The 16,825-nt window shown below is 63.9% G+C and carries 18 protein-coding genes; 11 read left to right on the top strand and 7 right to left on the bottom strand.

Annotation, left to right across the window (positions count from 1 at the left end):
- Positions 1-1,099: 1,099 nt before the first annotated feature.
- Entirely contained in the window at positions 1,100-1,906 is an 807-nt protein-coding gene (locus ACFVVK_RS06210) for an IS3 family transposase (RefSeq protein WP_390264880.1), read from the top strand.
- 424 nt (positions 1,907-2,330) lie between these two features.
- Here ACFVVK_RS06210 and ACFVVK_RS06215 read toward each other — a convergent pair whose 3' ends face one another.
- Positions 2,331-2,906: a MarR family winged helix-turn-helix transcriptional regulator gene (locus tag ACFVVK_RS06215; RefSeq protein ID WP_390264882.1), complete on the bottom strand. Its 576-nt coding sequence runs from the start codon at positions 2,904-2,906 to the stop codon at positions 2,331-2,333.
- 108 nt (positions 2,907-3,014) lie between these two features.
- On the opposite strand from ACFVVK_RS06215, the gene ACFVVK_RS06220 reads away from it, so the two are divergent.
- Entirely contained in the window at positions 3,015-4,085 is a 1,071-nt protein-coding gene (locus tag ACFVVK_RS06220) for an FUSC family protein (RefSeq protein WP_390264885.1), read from the top strand.
- A 307-nt stretch (positions 4,086-4,392) separates the two neighbouring features.
- Here ACFVVK_RS06220 and ACFVVK_RS06225 read toward each other — a convergent pair whose 3' ends face one another.
- From ACFVVK_RS06225 to ACFVVK_RS06235, 3 genes are read right to left on the bottom strand one after another with little or no spacing between them, the layout of a single operon-like run.
- Complete coding sequence (locus tag ACFVVK_RS06225) at positions 4,393-4,788, bottom strand: Asp23/Gls24 family envelope stress response protein (protein WP_390264887.1); 396 nt, start codon at positions 4,786-4,788, stop codon at positions 4,393-4,395.
- Entirely contained in the window at positions 4,781-5,395 is a 615-nt protein-coding gene (locus ACFVVK_RS06230; protein WP_390264889.1) for an Asp23/Gls24 family envelope stress response protein, read from the bottom strand. Before ACFVVK_RS06230 ends, ACFVVK_RS06225 begins: the two co-directional genes overlap by 8 nt.
- Complete coding sequence (locus ACFVVK_RS06235; protein WP_390264892.1) at positions 5,386-5,982, bottom strand: RNA polymerase sigma factor; 597 nt, start codon at positions 5,980-5,982, stop codon at positions 5,386-5,388. The genes ACFVVK_RS06230 and ACFVVK_RS06235 overlap by 10 nt, the downstream gene beginning before the upstream one ends.
- A gap of 191 nt (positions 5,983-6,173) precedes the next feature.
- On the opposite strand from ACFVVK_RS06235, the gene ACFVVK_RS06240 reads away from it, so the two are divergent.
- The 5 genes from ACFVVK_RS06240 to ACFVVK_RS06260 are packed head-to-tail and all read left to right on the top strand — an operon-like array spanning position 6,174 to position 8,582.
- Entirely contained in the window at positions 6,174-6,677 is a 504-nt protein-coding gene (locus tag ACFVVK_RS06240; protein WP_390264895.1) for an Asp23/Gls24 family envelope stress response protein, read from the top strand.
- A 57-nt stretch (positions 6,678-6,734) separates the two neighbouring features.
- Positions 6,735-6,914: a hypothetical protein gene (locus ACFVVK_RS06245; protein ID WP_390264897.1), complete on the top strand. Its 180-nt coding sequence runs from the start codon at positions 6,735-6,737 to the stop codon at positions 6,912-6,914.
- A complete protein-coding gene (locus ACFVVK_RS06250; protein WP_390264900.1) occupies positions 6,911-7,327 on the top strand; it encodes an Asp23/Gls24 family envelope stress response protein in 417 nt (138 codons plus the stop codon). The genes ACFVVK_RS06245 and ACFVVK_RS06250 overlap by 4 nt, the downstream gene beginning before the upstream one ends.
- On the top strand, positions 7,324-7,917 hold the full coding sequence (locus ACFVVK_RS06255; RefSeq protein WP_390264903.1) for a DUF6286 domain-containing protein: 594 nt from the start codon (positions 7,324-7,326) through the stop codon (positions 7,915-7,917). The genes ACFVVK_RS06250 and ACFVVK_RS06255 overlap by 4 nt, the downstream gene beginning before the upstream one ends.
- Positions 7,918-7,964: 47 nt before the next feature.
- Positions 7,965-8,582, top strand: a complete 618-nt coding sequence (locus ACFVVK_RS06260) for a hypothetical protein (protein ID WP_390264905.1) — start codon at positions 7,965-7,967, stop codon at positions 8,580-8,582.
- Positions 8,583-8,624: 42 nt separating this feature from the next.
- Here ACFVVK_RS06260 and ACFVVK_RS06265 read toward each other — a convergent pair whose 3' ends face one another.
- Entirely contained in the window at positions 8,625-9,137 is a 513-nt protein-coding gene (locus ACFVVK_RS06265; protein WP_390264908.1) for a hypothetical protein, read from the bottom strand.
- Between the two features lie 575 nt (positions 9,138-9,712).
- Positions 9,713-11,740, bottom strand: a complete 2,028-nt coding sequence (locus ACFVVK_RS06270) for a transketolase family protein (RefSeq protein WP_390264911.1) — start codon at positions 11,738-11,740, stop codon at positions 9,713-9,715.
- 87 nt (positions 11,741-11,827) lie between these two features.
- Between ACFVVK_RS06270 and ACFVVK_RS06275 the strand changes: the two genes are divergently transcribed.
- The 4 genes from ACFVVK_RS06275 to ACFVVK_RS06290 all read left to right on the top strand — a co-directional run bounded on the left by ACFVVK_RS06275 (position 11,828) and on the right by ACFVVK_RS06290 (position 15,452).
- Entirely contained in the window at positions 11,828-12,988 is a 1,161-nt protein-coding gene (locus tag ACFVVK_RS06275; protein WP_390264913.1) for an ROK family protein, read from the top strand.
- Positions 12,989-13,124: 136 nt separating this feature from the next.
- Positions 13,125-13,580 carry a PTS sugar transporter subunit IIA gene (locus ACFVVK_RS06280; RefSeq protein ID WP_390264916.1) on the top strand — a complete coding sequence of 152 codons (456 nt, stop codon included), beginning with the start codon at positions 13,125-13,127 and terminating at the stop codon, positions 13,578-13,580.
- Positions 13,581-13,614: 34 nt separating this feature from the next.
- Complete coding sequence (locus tag ACFVVK_RS06285) at positions 13,615-13,887, top strand: PTS sugar transporter subunit IIB (protein WP_390264920.1); 273 nt, start codon at positions 13,615-13,617, stop codon at positions 13,885-13,887.
- A gap of 38 nt (positions 13,888-13,925) precedes the next feature.
- Positions 13,926-15,452: a PTS ascorbate transporter subunit IIC gene (locus ACFVVK_RS06290; protein WP_390264922.1), complete on the top strand. Its 1,527-nt coding sequence runs from the start codon at positions 13,926-13,928 to the stop codon at positions 15,450-15,452.
- A gap of 109 nt (positions 15,453-15,561) precedes the next feature.
- On the opposite strand, the gene ACFVVK_RS06295 is transcribed toward ACFVVK_RS06290, so the two are convergent.
- Complete coding sequence (locus ACFVVK_RS06295) at positions 15,562-16,626, bottom strand: spore photoproduct lyase family protein (protein WP_390264925.1); 1,065 nt, start codon at positions 16,624-16,626, stop codon at positions 15,562-15,564.
- Between the last annotated feature and the right edge of the window lie 199 nt (positions 16,627-16,825).

The raw sequence follows: 16,825 nt of genomic DNA on the forward strand, positions 1-16,825 counted from the left end.
CCTCCGGTGTCAGGCGATCGATCTCCTCTTCTGTCAGAGGTCCCGCATAGTAGGAGGTCTGGCCCATGAGCCCAGAACCATAGTGATCGACTAGCGAGTGACCGAATCGATTTATCCAATACCATTCGTTCGCGTCACGCGACTGCTGGTCGTTATGGTCCCTTTGTCCCATGTGCCAAAGTACATCTAGCGGCGCTTTTCGGATCGAGCGAGAGATTGTCCGCGAGCCAGGCTGGGCGCCGTCAAAATTCGAGCGAGTCATCTAGTACGCCTGCCAACCGCTGAAATGCAAAATGACAATGGCTTGCAGGTATGTGGCATCGGATTTGGTCTCCTCGGCAGGCGATCGTGAAAGCTGTTGGTGCGCTCACCATAATGTCCTGCGAGACTCTGGACAGCAAACGACGAGTTCGCCGTTGTGGGCCGTGGGCCGTGGGCCGTGAGATTTTTAGTGTACTCAACGGCAGAAGCGCCAGTTGCATGGGTCGCCAGGCTTCGTCGTAGATGTATAGCGTGTTCCACATGCGTGAGCGGCCGAATTAGCACGGTCTCCCTCTCGTTCGCCAACTAGGTCCGGGCTGGTGTCAGCTACGAGGATATTTCCAATCGCGGATACTTGGCGTTTCGTACGTGGCGGAAGCCGCCACCTAGGCCTCGGTCTCACATCACTCCTCCGTTGTTGGTGTTCCCATTACTAATGGCTCGTGATTTGCGGAAAGAAAGCCCCGCCCGATGAATGAACTGCTCCCCGGAAGTTGGACTGAGAAATTCGGTTCCGACTCCCGGGGAGCATTTTTATGCATGCATTTAGTTCGTTATCCGAGGATCAACGCGAGGCCGCTGTAACGTGGTTTGAGAAGGGCATCGCGGATAGTGCGGCGGCGAGGTTACTGGGCGTGTCTCGTGGACCGGTAAAGCTTCTCTATCGGCGGTGGAGGATCCATGGTCGAGGAGCGCTGGTGGCCAAGCCGACGAGACAGGTGTACTCGTTCGAATTCAAGCTCGCATTGGTCGAACGGTTCATCGCGGGTGAGACTGCCCCGGATCTTGCGGCGGAGGTGGGATTGTCCTCGCCTGGGTTACTGAAAACGTGGCGCGGGTGTATCGCCGCGAGGGTGCCGATGCGCTGCGTCCGAAGCCGAAAGGCAGGCCAAATGCGCCCCACGCTCCACAGCCCGCGGAGATACCGGAGCTGGAGCGGTTGCGGCGGGAGAACGAACGGCTGCGGGCGGAAGTGGCTTACTTCGAGAAGAACCATGGGCGGTACGGGCACCGCCGCATCCACACCGAGCTGGTCAAGCAAGGGTGGACGGTCGCGAAGAAGACCGTGCTGAAGCTGATGCGTGCGCTGCGGCTGGTCTGCAAGGTCCGGCGAAAGAGGCGCTACAACTCTTATCAGGGCGGGCAGGGCGCGGTTGCCCCGAACGTGCTGAACCGCGAGTTCGGAGCCACTGCTCCGAATGAAAAGTGGGTGACGGATGTGACCGAGTTCAGCGTTGGCGACCGGAAGCTCTATCTTTCACCGGTCATGGACCTCTTCGACCGGCAGATCATCTCTTACGCGGTGGGCCTTTCCCCGAATCTTGACCTCACCAACACATCACTCCGCAAGGCGCTGGCAACGCTCGCGTGCGGGCAGCAACCGCTCGTTCATTCGGACCAGGGTTTCCAGTACCGCCACGTCTCCTGGCGCGTTCTCCTGGAGGGCGCCGGCGCGGTCCAGTCGATGTCCCGCAAGGGCAACTGCTACGACACCGAGGTTGAGGACCTGGCAGGATACGTCCGCGGGCTGGCCGGCGCCGGTGACGGACCCAGCGCCGAACAGGCGATCCGGGAAGCGGTCACGGAGGTGCAATCCAATCTGGAGGCGCTGGTCGTCGCGCGAGCGATTCTGAAGCTCAAGTGACGCCCCGGCCCGGTCCGGTTCCGCCAGGCTCCTGGACCCTGCAGGAAATTGGGCCGAACTCTGGCTCGCCATCACAACCTGGATCGAGCGCAGCTACCACCGAAAACGCCGCCAACGTGCCCCCGGACGTCTGACACCCATGGAGTTTGAGGCAATAAAAAACGCGGCCTCAGCCGCGTAAGAACCTACCAACCCCGCTGTCAACGAAACCTTGAGCAGTCTCAAAGACCCTCAAGCAGGATTGGGTGTCAGTTTTGAATCCAAGACTGCTCGGCGTGCATGTCCAGGAAGACTTTTCGGCAGTCCAGTCTGACGCTGCTTCCACAGCCAACCTCCGTCCTCAGGTTGGAGCCGTTGGTGGTCTACCTCGCGGAACCCGGTAGCGCGTCGGCTGATGCTCACCCGAAGCGCGCGCTGCTGCGGCTCATTCGGAGGGCTCAAGCGCGCCGTTCCCCCGGTCCTTGCTGGAGCCGGTTGCGTGGCCGCGTCCCTGCTCCCACACGGAGGTCAGTGCCCGCAGGGGATCGACCAAGCCCTCGACGGCCCAGGCCGGGGCTTCGGCGAGTAGGGCATCTTCGAGGGCGAGCTGGGCGGGAATCACCTCGTCCACGAGCGCGGCGCCAGTGTCGGTGAGGACGAGCAGGGACGAGCGGCCGTCGGCCGGGTTGGCCGTCCGGCTCAGCAGTCCCCGAGCCTGAAGGGCGTTCAGCCGCATGGTGATCGCGGAGCGCGGGGCAAGCAGCGTCTGGGCCAGCGCCGTTGGGCTCAGAGGTTCGACCGTACGGCGCAGCTCGGAAAGCACGTCCAGCTCGCCGCGGGTTAGCCCGTAGTCGGCGAGGAAGGCGTCGCTGGCTTCGAGGATGAGGCGGGAAGCGCGCAGCACGCGGTGGATCACCCCGAGGCTGGTGAAGTTCAGGTCCGGGCGCAGCCGGGCCCACTGACGCTGCATCCGGTCCACGACGTCGCCATGAGCGGGCAGGCCGTCTGCGTCCTGATCCATCCGCCTCCTCCGCGCCCCCGTGGCGGTCGCCTCGGTCAACCACAATAGTAGTTCATAGGTGTAGTAACCTCGAAGTACTTCATTCCTGTACCACCTCGGAAGGTTAAAATGACACAGCCCACCCCCACGCGGTCCTGGTGGGCGGCAGTCTTCGACCTGGGCCCGCATGCCGGCGCCCATTGGACCGCCCTGCGCGCAAGCCTGGCGATCTTCGTGCCGCTGGTGGCTTGCTTGGCGTCCGGTCGCGGCGACCTGCTGCTGTATGCGGCGATCGGTGCCTTCACCGCCCTGTACGGCCGACACGAGCCGGCCCGGGTACGCCTGGCCATGCAGGCGCAGGCTGGTGTGGTGCTGGTGGTTGGCGTCGTCGTCGGCGCCCTAGTGGCGACCGTCCCGTTCCGGCTCTGGCTGCTCGTCCCGGTCGCGGCTGCCTGGGCCGGCGTCGCGGTAGTGCTAGCCGAGCTGGGCCGATGGCATCCGGCCGGAGCCCTCAACCCGGTCTTCGCCCTCACAGCCTCGGCCACGGTCCCGATCGCGCTGAGCACGGTGCCCGCCGCCGCCCTCGCTGCGGCTGGCGCGGCCGTCTTTGCGCTGCTGCTCGCCCTTCCGGGTCGCACCGCCCGTGACGGCGGCGCCCCGGTGCGGTATCGGCTGTCGTGGCGCGGCCTACGCCCGTCCGACCCGGTGGGCCGCCACGCCGCCCGCTATCTGCTCGGTATTGCCGCCGCCGGCCTCGCCGTCGCGACCAGCGGCATCGGCCACCCCTACTGGACCTTCGTCACGGCATCCGTCCCCATGTCGGCACCCGACCTGCACGCCCGCCTCACGCGCGCTGCCCAGCGGGTGATCGGCACCGCCGCCGGCCTCGGCGTCGCAACCCTCGTCCTGGCCGCCCACCCCAGCGGCTATGCCGCGATCATCCTGATCGCCGTGCTCCAGGCGTGCACCGAGCTGACGACCGGGCGCAACTACAGCCTCGGCCTGGTCTTCTTCACCCCGATGGCCCTTCTGCTCGGCGATCTCATGCTGCCAGCCTCGATCGGCACCCTCCTGACTCAGCGCGCCCTCGAGACCGTCATGGGCCTCACTATCGCCCTAGCCGCCACTGTCATCACCCTCGAAAGGCGCACTCCTGCGAGCCGGACCCCACCGCGTGATCATCTGCTCGACCACGTGTAAAGGCGGCCACGTGGAGGCGAACCTGCCCTCAGTCGCGGGAACCCTCTTCATCCGAGGAGGACCGGCCCGTCAATCCCTATGCGCTGCCAAAATCCTATGGTGCCCTTCCTTGAGCCCTTAAATTTATTGGGCAACCATGGCCGCCCTGCCGCTGCCCTTCCGCCATCCGGACCGGGGGAAGGTCACGACCGGAAGCCCGACTAGACGGACGATGGTGCAAGTGTCGCGGCGGCCGACTCGCCTTCGTCATGCGACTCCCGGCCAACGCTCCCATAGCCGCCGGGCGACCCGGGCCGGGCTTCTCGGGTTACATGGTTCTTGTGCCGCGGCGGGGTTCTATGGCGAGGATTGTGATGTCGATCGTGCCTGGGGTGAGGCCCGTGTGGCTGATGCTTTCACGCACGCGTTGTTGCACTTGGTCGGCGACGTGGAGGGCGGTATAGGCGACGTCGGTTGCGATATAGAGCTGGACGGACGCAGTGCCGTCGCTGATTGTCGCGGTGACGCCGTCGTGCTGGTAGGTGCCGTTCTGGCTGCCGGGATGGCGGAGATTCTGCAGGGCGGCAGGACGGAGCCGGGGGAGGAAGCCCTGGTGGGTGGGTTCAAGTCTGAGGACTCCGGGCGTTTCCACTGTCGTGCGGGCGGCGATGGAGGCAATGAGCTGGCTGGTGATGATGGAACCTTTGAGGGATTGGTCAGACATCGTAAAGGTCCTCCACGGTGATGTTGACGGTTCCGGCGCCGATACCGACGACGGCGGGAATCGCTTTGCTGATCACGTGTCGCAGCGTCTCCACTGTTGTGGGGATGACGATACCCGGGGCGGCGGCAACCCGAAGATTGATAATGAGGCGAGGACCGGCATTAGTGGAGGTATCGGTGGCTCCGGCCGGAGCTTTTTCATCGGCGACGCTGGCGGCGGCCGAGAGTACTTCGATGCTGCAGCGCCGTGAGTGGACACCCGGGACGCCTGCTGCTGCCGACCGGATGAGGGAGCTCAGGGCCTGTTCGCTGATCTCCGTGGTGCCGTTGTCTGCGCTGTGCAGGAGGATCCTGTTGCCGCGGCGGACTTTCGCGCGGGCCACTTCCATGATGGCGTTTTTGATCCCGGCACGGGGTTTCAGCGTGGGGTCGTGAAGATCGCTTTCACGCAGTGATTTGGTTGCTTCGCTGAGTCTTTGCAGCCGGGTTCTGGCGGTCTGGCATTGGTCGCACTGTTCCTCGTGTGCGGTGGGTGGGCGGTCGATCGTGGCCCAGATGCTGTCAAGGCTACGGCCACAGCCGAGCCGGGGGAAGTCGTCTAGCGCCATTGGCTCATCCCTTCCGCTATCTGGTGCCGTGCCCGCGCGAGTGTGCCGCGAACCGCCGTCGGGCTTATCTTCAGTGTTACACCAATCTCGGCGTAACTGCGTCCGTGCATTTCCCGCAGCAGCCAGCATGCCCGCTGTGCCGGGGGAAGTGTGCTCAGGACTGCGGTCAGGCCATCCTGTTCGGCGGACAATTCGGCCTCGTGGGCTGGATCCAATGCGGCCGACACCGCGCGGCAACCGGCTTCGGGGAGGGTGTCCATGTCCTCCAAACCGATGATGTTCTCGGCATGGGCGGACCGCTTGCGCAGCAGGTCCAGGCATTTGTTCGTTGCCAGCCGGTAAATCCAGCCACCGAAAGCATCGACATTGGCGAGCATGGGAAGACCGCGCCAGCTCGTGGTCAGAGTCTCCTGCACGATGTCTTCGGCTTCGCCGCGGTCATTGAGCATCCGATACGCCAGCCGAAAGAGTCTGTGCTGATAGGTGAGCACCAGGTGTTCGAATGCTGCCAGGTCGCCGTCCTGGGCACGGGCGACGACACTTCCCTCGTCCAGGTCCGGTTCGAAGCCGGGGCCATGATCACACATGCTCTGTCCATCCCGTCCGCTTAAGGACCCGTCCCGTGCCCCAATATGCCACAGCCGGGCAACGCCGTGAACCGAACGGCCCTTCTGTTGCCCAGTGAGGAAAAAATCCGCGCCATCACGTGACGATTCCCGCCGGGCTTCGTCTTTACCGGTGTAAGCACGCTCACCAGTCCCACAAGGAGATGTTTTCCATGACCGAGACACCCCGGACCCCCGAAACTTCCAGCGGCGTCGTGAACACACCCCAGGAGCAGAAGCACGGCAGCGACGTGGCACAACTGAAGGCGAGGGACGCACTGCACACCGATCGCGGCGACACCACGATCGAGGAAACCGTAGTGCAGAAGTTGGCCGGCATGGCCACCCGCGAGGTTCCCGGCGTATTCGCCATGGGCAGTGCGGGCCGGCGCGCGTTCAGCGCCTTGACCGAACGCATTCCCGGGTCCCAGACCAATGTCAGCGGCGGCGTCAGCGTGGAAAAGGGCGAACGCCAGGCAGCCGTCGATGTGTCCATCGTCGTCGAGTACGGGTTCTCCGTGGTGGAGGTCAGCCAGGCCATCCGCCGCAACATCATCCAGTCCGTCGAGCGCGCCACGGGACTGGAGGTGCTCGAAGTGAACATCAATGTCACCGATGTCCACTTGCCCGACGAGGACCACGAAGACCAACAGGTCCAGAAGACCCAACTGCAGTAACCACCCGTCCCAGAATCCTCCGCCAGGGGCAACGGGACGATGACGAAAAGGATGGCTATGTCTACTACACGGTGGTGCCTGACGATAGGTCTCGTTCTGGGCATCGTTCTGGGCTTCGGCGGTTGGCTGGCGCTGCTGGCCGTGGTGGTCCTCGGCTTCGTCGGCCTGCTGGTCGGCCGGGTCGCGGAAGGAAAACTCGACTTGCAGGCCCTGTTCGGTAGAGCATCGAGCCGATGAACCCGCAAGGAGCCCATGCCCTGCCTTTGCCCGGGGCCGAGGACGCCGGCGAGGACTTCGGCGAGACGGGCGCCCGCGGGCAGACCGTCCTAGCGGCTAGGGTGATCGAGAAAATTGCCACCCAGGTGGTCAGCGACGAATCATCCGGTGGGGGATTTCTGGGCGTCGGACCCCGTGCCGGTTTCTCCGCCCGGCCGAAGGCATCCGTGGAACTCTCCGGGAACATCGCGACCTTAAGTGTGGAGGTCGGGATGGCCTATCCGGTGCCGTTACGCCAGGCCACGGAGGCCTTGCGGCACCGGATCAAGACCAGAGTGACGGAGTTGACCGGGGTTGACGTTCGACAGATCGACATCAGGATCTCGTGGCTGTCCACGGGCGCCGACACGGGCGGACGAAGGAAATTGCTATGAGCGGGTACCAACGGTCAACGCGCCTGCGGCACCGGCCCAGCCGCGCCGTCCCTGCGCTCATCGTGGGTATCCTGCTCCTGGCCGTCGGCGTCGCCCTGGTCTGGCTGGGCGTCAGCCGGCTGGTCAACGGCACGTGGCCCGCCCTGCTGCAGGGACCACGCGACTGGCTTGCCGCGCTCGCGTGGAACGACCCCGTCGTATGGCAGATCGGGATAGCCGCCATAGTGGCAGGGATCATCCTGTTACTGTGCGCCATCATTCCCGGGCGGTACAGTGCGCTCGCAATCGATGGTTTCGGCGCTACCGGAGTCGGCGGCGGAGATGAGGTGCGGGCGGTGCAGGAGCAGGAAACTGTGATGACGCGCCGTGCCGTAGCCCGGCTGGCGAAAGCCCGGTGCCTGGAGATCGACGGCGTAGACACGGCTGCAGCGACAGCCACAGCCCGGCGCGTACACCTCAGTGTGAGGACTTACCTGCACGAGCCAGGAGACCTGCGCACCAGGATCCCGGAGGCTGTCCGGTCCCGCTTGGAAGAAACCGGGCTCTCCCCGGTTCCGCAGGTGACCGCCACGGTCCGGTCCAGAGACTAGGACCGTTCGCGCGCCCGCCAGCAGCGACGATTGACGGAAGGTTTCCGATGAGACAGACCGCAGGACCCCTGAACCGGATCTGGCTGGCAATTCTCGGTGTCCTCGTCGTGGCCGCTGGCACGGCGCTGCTCCTGCAGGCCAACGGGACACTACATTCCCTGCTAAACACCGCGCCCCCAGGGATATCCGTCATCACCGTTGATCTGTACTCACTCCTCGCGCAGCCGTGGGCGCCGGCCGTCATGCTGATCATCGGCCTCATCGTCGGGGTGCTGGGGCTGCTGTGGATCTTTGCGCAGGTCCCCAGGAAAAACACGGCGGGCACGTACCGCTTCCATGAAGACGGCAGCCAGGGATTCACCTTCTGCGACCCGTCCGTCATCGCCGCCGCCGTCGAAAACCAGATCAACACCCTGCCAGGTGTCGTCAGTTCCGAGGCCCTGCTGCGAGGTTCAGCCATAGCCCCCGACCTGACCCTGAAGGTGACCCTAAATGACAGGGCCGACGTCCGGGACCTCATCCGCAGCATCCAGACATCCACCCTGCCGGAGCTCTCCAACGCCTTGGAGGCGCCCCTGCAAAGCAGCCGGCTGCAGATCGACATCAGCGGGCGAAGCCAAAGAAGCGGAACCGTTGTGCGATCCACCGGCACCGTCGTCCATTAGTAACTGATCTTGTCGTGCGCCGCAGGCTCGGGCGACGGGGGCTTAGAGGCCGGCCGGGAACTTGAACGCGGTGGGCAGCGGTTCCGGTGCTGTCCCATAGAACAGGACGACCTCGTCATGGGCTTTCAGTACGACAGCCTGGGCGGGCCCGTGCTGCTTCGCGCCGTTCACGGCGACCGACCAGCCCGATGTGCCTGAGCGCGCGGTCCCGGGCTTGCCGCTGCCGTCCAGGACGCCCCATTCGGTCAGAAGCTGGCCAAGCGTATAGGTGTCACCCGCGACCGGCGCCTCAATGTGGACGATGCCCGACTCGTCGTGGGTGTGCAACGCCGAGATGCCGTTAGGCTGACCGGTCGAGGAGAAGCTGAAGCCGATGTCCGCCGGGACAGCGACGGGCTTGCCGTCCACGAAAACGTCCAGATGGGCGTGGAAGTGCTCGGCTGCCCCTTCCATGTTGAGCACCGGCAGGCCGGCGGCCTTGATCCGGTCGGCACCGCCCTTGGTGTCCAGCTCCCAGCCGGTGGCCGGAGCCGCGGCTACGGGGGATGGGGTCACGCTCGGAGTCGGAACGGCCGCGCCTGGGCCAGGGGTGGCGGTTGAACATCCGGCGACGGACAAGACGACAACGCCGCCCAGCAAGGAGAGAGGGAGGAGCTTCTTCACGGAGACATCTTACATTCGGCCATAGGTTCTCAGGGGACGTGCGGACCGGACGGGAGCGCACACCGGACACCCGGGGCGGACACCTGAGGCGGCGGCCGGCTTACTCAGCCACGAGACGATGCTAACTGAACGAGTCGTTAGCCTCTGGACCGGCGTCGGACGCGCAGACCTGCCCAAACAACGAAGGTCACAACGAACGCGACGGGCAAAAGCACCAGCGGGTTCCAGCCTTTAACTGTCATCGGTCATCCCTCGATTCGGTTGCAGTGTCTTGCGCAGACTCTACGCCAGGCGCCCCGGTGCCACATCAAGGGTCTTGCGTACCCGGGGCCTGAGGGACCCCGCGCTGGCGATTTTCTGCGTCCTCACGGGGGCCTTCGGCATTGCCGTGATCGTCCCCTTGCTCAAACGAGGGGGAATCCGGACAAAAGACGACACGGGTTCGAAGGCCGGATTGCACGGGCACTTCATAAGCCGATTACTTCCCGGGCCGCCCCAAGGATTCCGTCTAGGTGGATGCCTCGAAGCATCATGATTTCGGCCCCTGAACCGGACTCCCCAAATTCTTCGATCGACACGACCCGGCCCGCAGAGCCGGCCCAGCGATACCAGGCATCGCCACGGCCTGCCTCGATAGCGACCCTGGCGGTCAGTGTCGACGGAAGAACCTCTTCGCGGTCGCCTTCGTCTAGGGCACCGAACCACTCGACGCATGGCATCGAGACGACGCGCGCGGCAATGCCTTCGCTTTCGAGGGTGCGTGCGGCTTCTATGGCCAGACTCACTTCGCTGCCCGTTGCGATGAGCGCAAGGTCATCTCCTGCTCCGCTCTGCCATCTGACATATCCGCCGGACCTCGCACCGTGCCCAGTCTCGGCGGTGGAGGGCAGCACGGGTAGGTCCTGCCGGCTCAACACCAACGCCACGGGCCGGTCCGGTGCTGCAAGAATGCGCTGCCAGACCGCCAGGACCTCCACCGAGTCGGCCGGACGAACCACGTCCAGGCCCGGCACCGTCCGCAAAGACGCGATTTGTTCCACCGGTTGGTGTGTCGGTCCGTCTTCACCCACCGCCACGGAGTCGTGCGTGAAGACGTAGACCACGCCGAGTCCCATGAGCGCCGCGAGCCGGATGCTGGGCCGCATGTAATCACTGAAGGCCAGATAGGTGGAGCCAAAAGGTCGCCACGGCCCGTGCAGAGCGATGCCGCTTAGAATCGCGGCCATGGCGTGTTCCCGGATCCCGAAGCGGATGAACCCGCCTGCAGGATGTCCCGCGGAAAACGGTTGGCCCGGGACGGTCACGTTCGTGGAGCCGCTGAGGTCGGCTGAACCTCCCCAGAGTGGGGCGTTTCCGTGGAGGGTGGCAATAACCGCTCCATTGGTCTTGCGCGTAGCGACCATGTCGTTTGGGGTGCCCGTTTCGATACCCGAGAGCATGGCCAGATCGCATTCGCCGGAGCGGAAGCCCTCCCAGCGGCGGGCTGCTTCTGGGTGGTCTGCGGCCCACCGCGCGAATTGCCGGTCCCACTCGGCGTGCAGCGTTGCTCCGCGGGTGGAAGCCTTTCGCGTGTGGTTCAAGAGCTCCTCGTCCACGAGGTCTTCGAGCCGAGCGTCGGGGGCGAATCCGAGCTTTTCCTTCACCCTCGCCAGCTCTTCCGCCCCGAATCCTCCGGAATGGGCTGCGGGGGTGCCGCCAACCTTGCTGGACGGAGCCCCGATGACGGTTTTCACGGCTACGAGGGTCGGTTTGCCAGCCCGCTCCGAGGCCTTCCGGAGCACCCTCTCGAGCTCATCCAAGTCGGTGGCATCGCCGACCTCAAGGACGCGCCAGCCGTAGGAGGCATAGCGTGCGCGGACGTCTTCGGAGAATGTGCCGCTTGTGTCGGCGTCGATCGTGATGCCGTTGTCATCCCAGATTACGACCAGGTTCTCCAAGCGGAGGGTGCCAGCAAGGCTCGAGGCCTCGGCGGAAACGCCCTCCTGAAGGCAGCCGTCGCCGGCCAGGGCCCAAATTGTATGATCCAGGATCTGGGAGTCCGGGGTGAACACGGCCTGTTCATGCAGCGCCGCCATGGCCATGCCGACCGCGGAAGCAAGTCCCTGGCCCAAGGGGCCGGTGCTCATCTCCACGCCGACAGTGTGATGCAGTTCCGGATGCCCCGGCGTCTTCGATCCCAGCGTGCGGCTTCCGGCAAGGTCGGCCAAAGTGAGTCCGTAGCCTGTGAAAAAGAGTTGGGTGTAAAGCAGGAGGCTCGCATGGCCCGCGGACAGGACGAATCGGTCCCGTGCCGGCCAGTGCGGGCGGGTAGGGGAGTGGCGCAGGACCCGGGAAAACAGGACATGGGACAATGGCGCCAATGCCATGGCAGTGCCCGCGTGCCCGTGGCCTTTTGATTCCACGAGATGCGCCGCGATGGCTTGCGCGGCAGCGACTGCGCGCGAGTCGAGGCGGGCAGAGGACAATGGGACGGTCGAAAGCGGGGCTGTAGTCACGCCGGCTACTTTGGTATACAAATGTACTTAAGTCAATGGTTGCAGGTGTCGCCGCGGCAATAGGCCGGGGCTTAGGGAGAGGCTGTTATGGCTCAGGGGCTTTCAACTGGATCCGGTGTAGCACTCAGTCTCATCCGGTCCGGGAAGGCGACCACGCGCAATGACCTGATCGAAGCGCTGGGCTGGTCACGGATCACCCTCGCCCGGCGGCTCGATGAACTGCTTGCCTCATCCGTCATTGTCAGTGTGGGGCAGCTTGACTCCCGTGGCGGCCGCCCGCCCGAGACTTTTGCGGTCAACCCCAATGCAGGTTTGCTCCTGGCTGTCGATATCGGCGGATCGCATACACGCCTTGCGATCACTGATCTTGTCTCCACGATATTGACTGTCGATGAAGCGGATATCGGCCTGAGTGAGGGCCCCGCCGAAATCTTCGAGTGGGCCGGCCAGGTGTTCGACCATATGCTCAAGCGCCTCGGAAAAACCAGAAACGACGTCGTCGGCATCGGCGTCGGAGTTCCGGGACCCGTGGATGTCGCGTCGGGGCGTCTTGCCGCTCCGCAAATCGACCGCCAGTGGGAAGGCATCCTTGTCCGCGAGTATTTCGCCGGCCGCTATGATCACGCGGTCTTCGCCGTGGACCGCGACGTCAACATTATGGCTCTCGCTGAGGCGCGACTCGGGTGGAGCGAGTACAAGAACCTTGTTGTCGCCAAAGCTGGCATGGGGCTTGGGCTTGCGTTTGTTCTGGATGGCCAGGTCTACCGCGGCGCGCGCGGAGGTGCCGGTGACGCCAGCAAGCCGCGGGCGGACGGTGGACGTTTGCAGCGCCTCGAGGATGTCGCAAGTGGAGCCGTCATCCGGGACGAATTGATTCGCCGCGGATACAGGGTCCGGACGAGTGCGGACATCGTCGAGCTTGCCCGCCAGGGCGATGCGCCAACCTTGGCACTCGTCAGGCAGGCCGGCTCCACCATCGGCCAGACCATCGCCGATGTGGTCGGCCTCCTCAACCCTGAAGCGGTAATCGTCGGCGGCAACCTCGCGGAGGCCGGGGAGGCATTCCTGCTGCCGATCCGCGAGGCCATCTTTGCGGGAGCGAGGAATTTTGGGACCCAGGACCTGGTCGTGGAGCCCAGCCGTCTCGGTCAAGGGGCAGGAGTCACCGGCGCGTCCCTGATCGCCCAGGATGCGCTCTTCGACGCTGATCGCATCAGCAGAATCACGCGAGCCGGGGCCCAGGCCTAAGTCGGCTTGGGAACGGCAATGGCAACCCGGCTGAGCGCGACTTTGGATCATTTGTAGACATAAGGTCCGCCGCGGCTGTAGCGTGTGTCACGCACATCGACTTTGTGCGTATTCCGTTGACCTAAGGATTCCCACTGTGGCGTTGAACCTTGCCCAAGAATTGTCGTCCATCACCACCCGCGCGGCGGCCGCCGACTGGAGGGCGGCCATCCGATTGGCGGGAGATGGCCTCGTCGCCGGGGGAGTGACCACCGACGACTACACGGACGAAATGATCGCAGCGGTTGAGGAGCACGGACCGTACATCGTCATCGCGCCCGGTATTGCCCTCGCCCACGCGCGGCCTGCCGAGTCGGTACTCAAGGGCGGCTTGAGCTGGGTCAGCCTGGAGGCCCCGGTCGAATTCGGGCACTCCTCGAATGATCCGGTCTCACTGGTCATTGGACTGGCGGCCCTCGACCACACCGCGCACATCGAAGTCCTCAAAGCCGTCGCGGGAGTCCTTTCGGATAAGGAAGCCCGCGCCGAGCTCGAAGCGGCTGCGACTCCAGATGAAGTCAGGGCCATCCTCAGCAACCTGGCCGCCAAATAGTTTTCGTTTACACCCCTGGATTGAAAGGCACCCCATGAAGATCGTCGCAGTGTGCGGAATGGGCATTGGAACTTCAGTGCTCCTGAAAATGAATGCAGAAAAAGTCCTCACAAGCCTCGGCGTCGATGCCGACGTCGAAGCTGCCGATATCGGCGTCGCGCGCGGAGCAGCGCAAACGGCGGACATCGTCCTCACGTCTGACGAGCTCGCCCCCGAGATCGGCGATGTGCCTGCACGCGTGATTATTATCGACAACTTTTTCGATCTTGATGAGATCACCGACAAGCTCACCGAAGCCGTCAACTAACCACCCACACCCAGACCAACAGAAAAGGAGCACACACGATGGAGTGGCTCGTCGTCGTTTTGAACTTTATCGGCCAGCACATCCTGAACGTGCCGGCCTACTTGATCGGCATCATCACTGCCGTGGGGCTCATCGCCCTGCGCCGAAACGCCGGCCAGGTTGTCGGTGGTGCTTTGAAGGCTGCTCTTGGATTCCTGATCCTCGGAGCCGGGGCGACGGTCGTTGTCGGCTCGCTGACTCCGCTTGGCACGCTGATTCTTGATGTGACCGGCGCGCAGGGTGTAATTCCCACGAATGAAGTCATCACGGCGATTGCGCAAAAAGACTTTGGAGCCCAGAGCGCCTATGTATTGACCCTTGGCTTCCTCTTTATGCTCCTTTTGGCCAGATTCACACCGCTCAAGTATGTGTTCCTGACCGGGCATCACATGGTCTTCATGGCCACCATGCTCACCGTGGTGCTGTCCGTTGGGCTGGGCGACAACCTGAGCTGGCTTGTGGTGATCATCGGTGCGGTCCTGCTCGGCGTGATCATGGTGGTCATGCCTGCCTTTGCGCATCCCTGGACTAAGAAAATCACCGGAAACGACACCATTGCGATCGGCCACTTCGGCACGCTGGGCTACATCGCTGCCGGTGCGGCCGGCCAGGCTGCCGGCCGTCGGAGCAAGTCGACAGAGGAAATCAAGTTTCCGCAGGGGCTGAAGTTCCTGAGGGACTCCATGGTCGCCACCTCGCTGTCCATGGTCCTGATTTACATGGTCTTCGCTATCTGGGGCCTGATCGCCTTGCCGCTCGACAAAGCGCTGGCCATCTTCGATGTTGCAGACGGGGGCGCCTTCATCATGGCGGGCTTTGGCCAAGCGCTGCAGTTCGGCGTGGGCGTGGCCATCATCCTCTACGGTGTCCGCACCGTCCTCGGTGAGCTTGTGCCGGCATTCCAGGGCATCGCCGAGAAGGTCGTCCCCGGCGCGAAGCCGGCCCTGGACATCCCCATCGTCTTCCCCTTCGGCGCCAACGCCGTCCTGATCGGCTTCCTAAGCTCCTTCGCCGGAGGACTCATTGCTCTCGGTGTCCTCGCCGTGTGGCTCAACCCGGCCTTCGGCCTGGCCCTGATCCTGCCCGGTATGGTGCCCCACTTCTTCACCGGTGGCGGAGCCGGTGTCTACGGCAACGCAACCGGCGGGCGCCGTGGTGCGATGTTCGGAGGGTTCGTGAATGGCGTGATCATCACCCTTCTGCCTGCAATCCTTCTGCTGGTGCTCGGCCAACTCGGTTTCTCCAACAGCACCTTCGGCGACGCGGACTTCGGCTGGTTCGGGACGCTCATCGGTGTCAGCCTTCGGGCCGGGACCACTGCAGGCGTGGTCCTCACCATCCTGATCGCTGTCGTGCTGGTATCCGCCGCAATCGTCTTCCAGCGGAAGGTCGTCGACACCGGCTGGGTCCCCGGCTCCAACCGCGACGAATGGCTTGCGGGTGTCAAAGCAGAGGAAAAGGCAAGGTTGGAAGCGGAGAAGGCAAACAAGCTAGGGAAAGAGCCAGCGCAGACTTTGGCGAAATAACCGCGCGGCATTCTCAGAGCGTTTAGTTGTGCGGGCCGGGATCTTCCCGGCCCGCACAACTAAAACGGCTCCACTCGGCTGACCGTCGAGTGAGACAAACCGTGAAACATCAAAACGCGTAGCGGATGCGGCAGTAAGGGGCGATCTCCGCAATCAGTGCGGTCAGTTGCCGCACATAGCCCGCCTTGGCCCTTGAACGGTAGCGGACGTTGGTGAAGCCGTTGGAGGAGACCTTCGATTCCTGCAGATCCGGACGCCACAGCACGTTCTCAGCCTGCGGGTGCCAACCCAGGTTGACCTCGTGGAGCCGCTCGTTGTGGGTCAGGAAGATGACTTCTGCCGCCAGCTGGGCCTTTGCCGCGGCTGTCAGGCTGGCATCGAGCTGGCACAGCAGCTCCTTCCAGTCGCTAAGCCAGGTGTCCGTGATGATGACGGGGGAGAAGTTCACATGCACCTCGTACCCGGCATCGACGAAGTCGTTGATGCCAGCCATCCGTTCAGCCACCGGCGGGGTCCGAACGTCAATCGATTTCGCCAAATTCGCGGGCATGAGGGAAAAGCGGATCCTGGTGTGACCGCCGTGGTCCCAGCCGAGCATTGCCGGGTTCACGTACTTGGTGGCAAAAGACAGCTTGGCGGTGGGCAAGTCGCGGAAGAGCGCGACGAGATCCTCCACGTTGTCGCTGATCAGCGCGTCGACAGAGCAGTCGCTGTTTTCACCGACGTCGTAGACCCAGAGTTCCGCATCGCACTGGTTGGGCTCCAGTTTTATGCCCTGGCGTGTGGCGTGCCGCTCAAGCGCCCCGGCAATCTGGTCGATGTTCGCGAACACGGTTACCGGGTTGCTGTACCCCTTGTGCCGGGGCACGTAGCAATAGGCACATGCCATCGCGCAGCCGTTCGCGGTTGAGGGTGCGATAAAGTCCGCGGACCGGCCATTCGGCTTGACCGTCAGCGCTTTCTTGACCCCGAGGACCAGCGCCTCCGTCTTGATCCGGGACCAGCGCGGCACGTTTGTTTCGTCACCGTGCACCTCAGGGATGTTCCAGTGGTTGTCGACAAGCACGACGTCGGCGTCCGGCCAGCGTTCGATAATCTCCTTGCCCCTGGGAAGCTCCAGTGCAGCACGCTGCGCATAGATGCGCCGGATCTGCAGCAGCCGGTTGAATTCCATGATTCCATTCTCCAAGACGCCGAAGATGCCGCGTGCTAATACGCCAAGAGGCGTTTTCGCGCTGGTGGCGCACGGTTCGCATGATGATGCCTACCGTTGGTCCGTCTCGGAGGCGGCCTATCGGTGCCGGAGGCATGCCCCGAGCCTTGACATGTTTATCCCCAGAGCGGACGATCGGCTCAAATGATCGGGGGCCCCT

Source organism: Arthrobacter sp. NPDC058192 (genome assembly GCF_042883665.1).
In the GTDB taxonomy this organism is placed as follows: domain Bacteria; phylum Actinomycetota; class Actinomycetes; order Actinomycetales; family Micrococcaceae; genus Arthrobacter.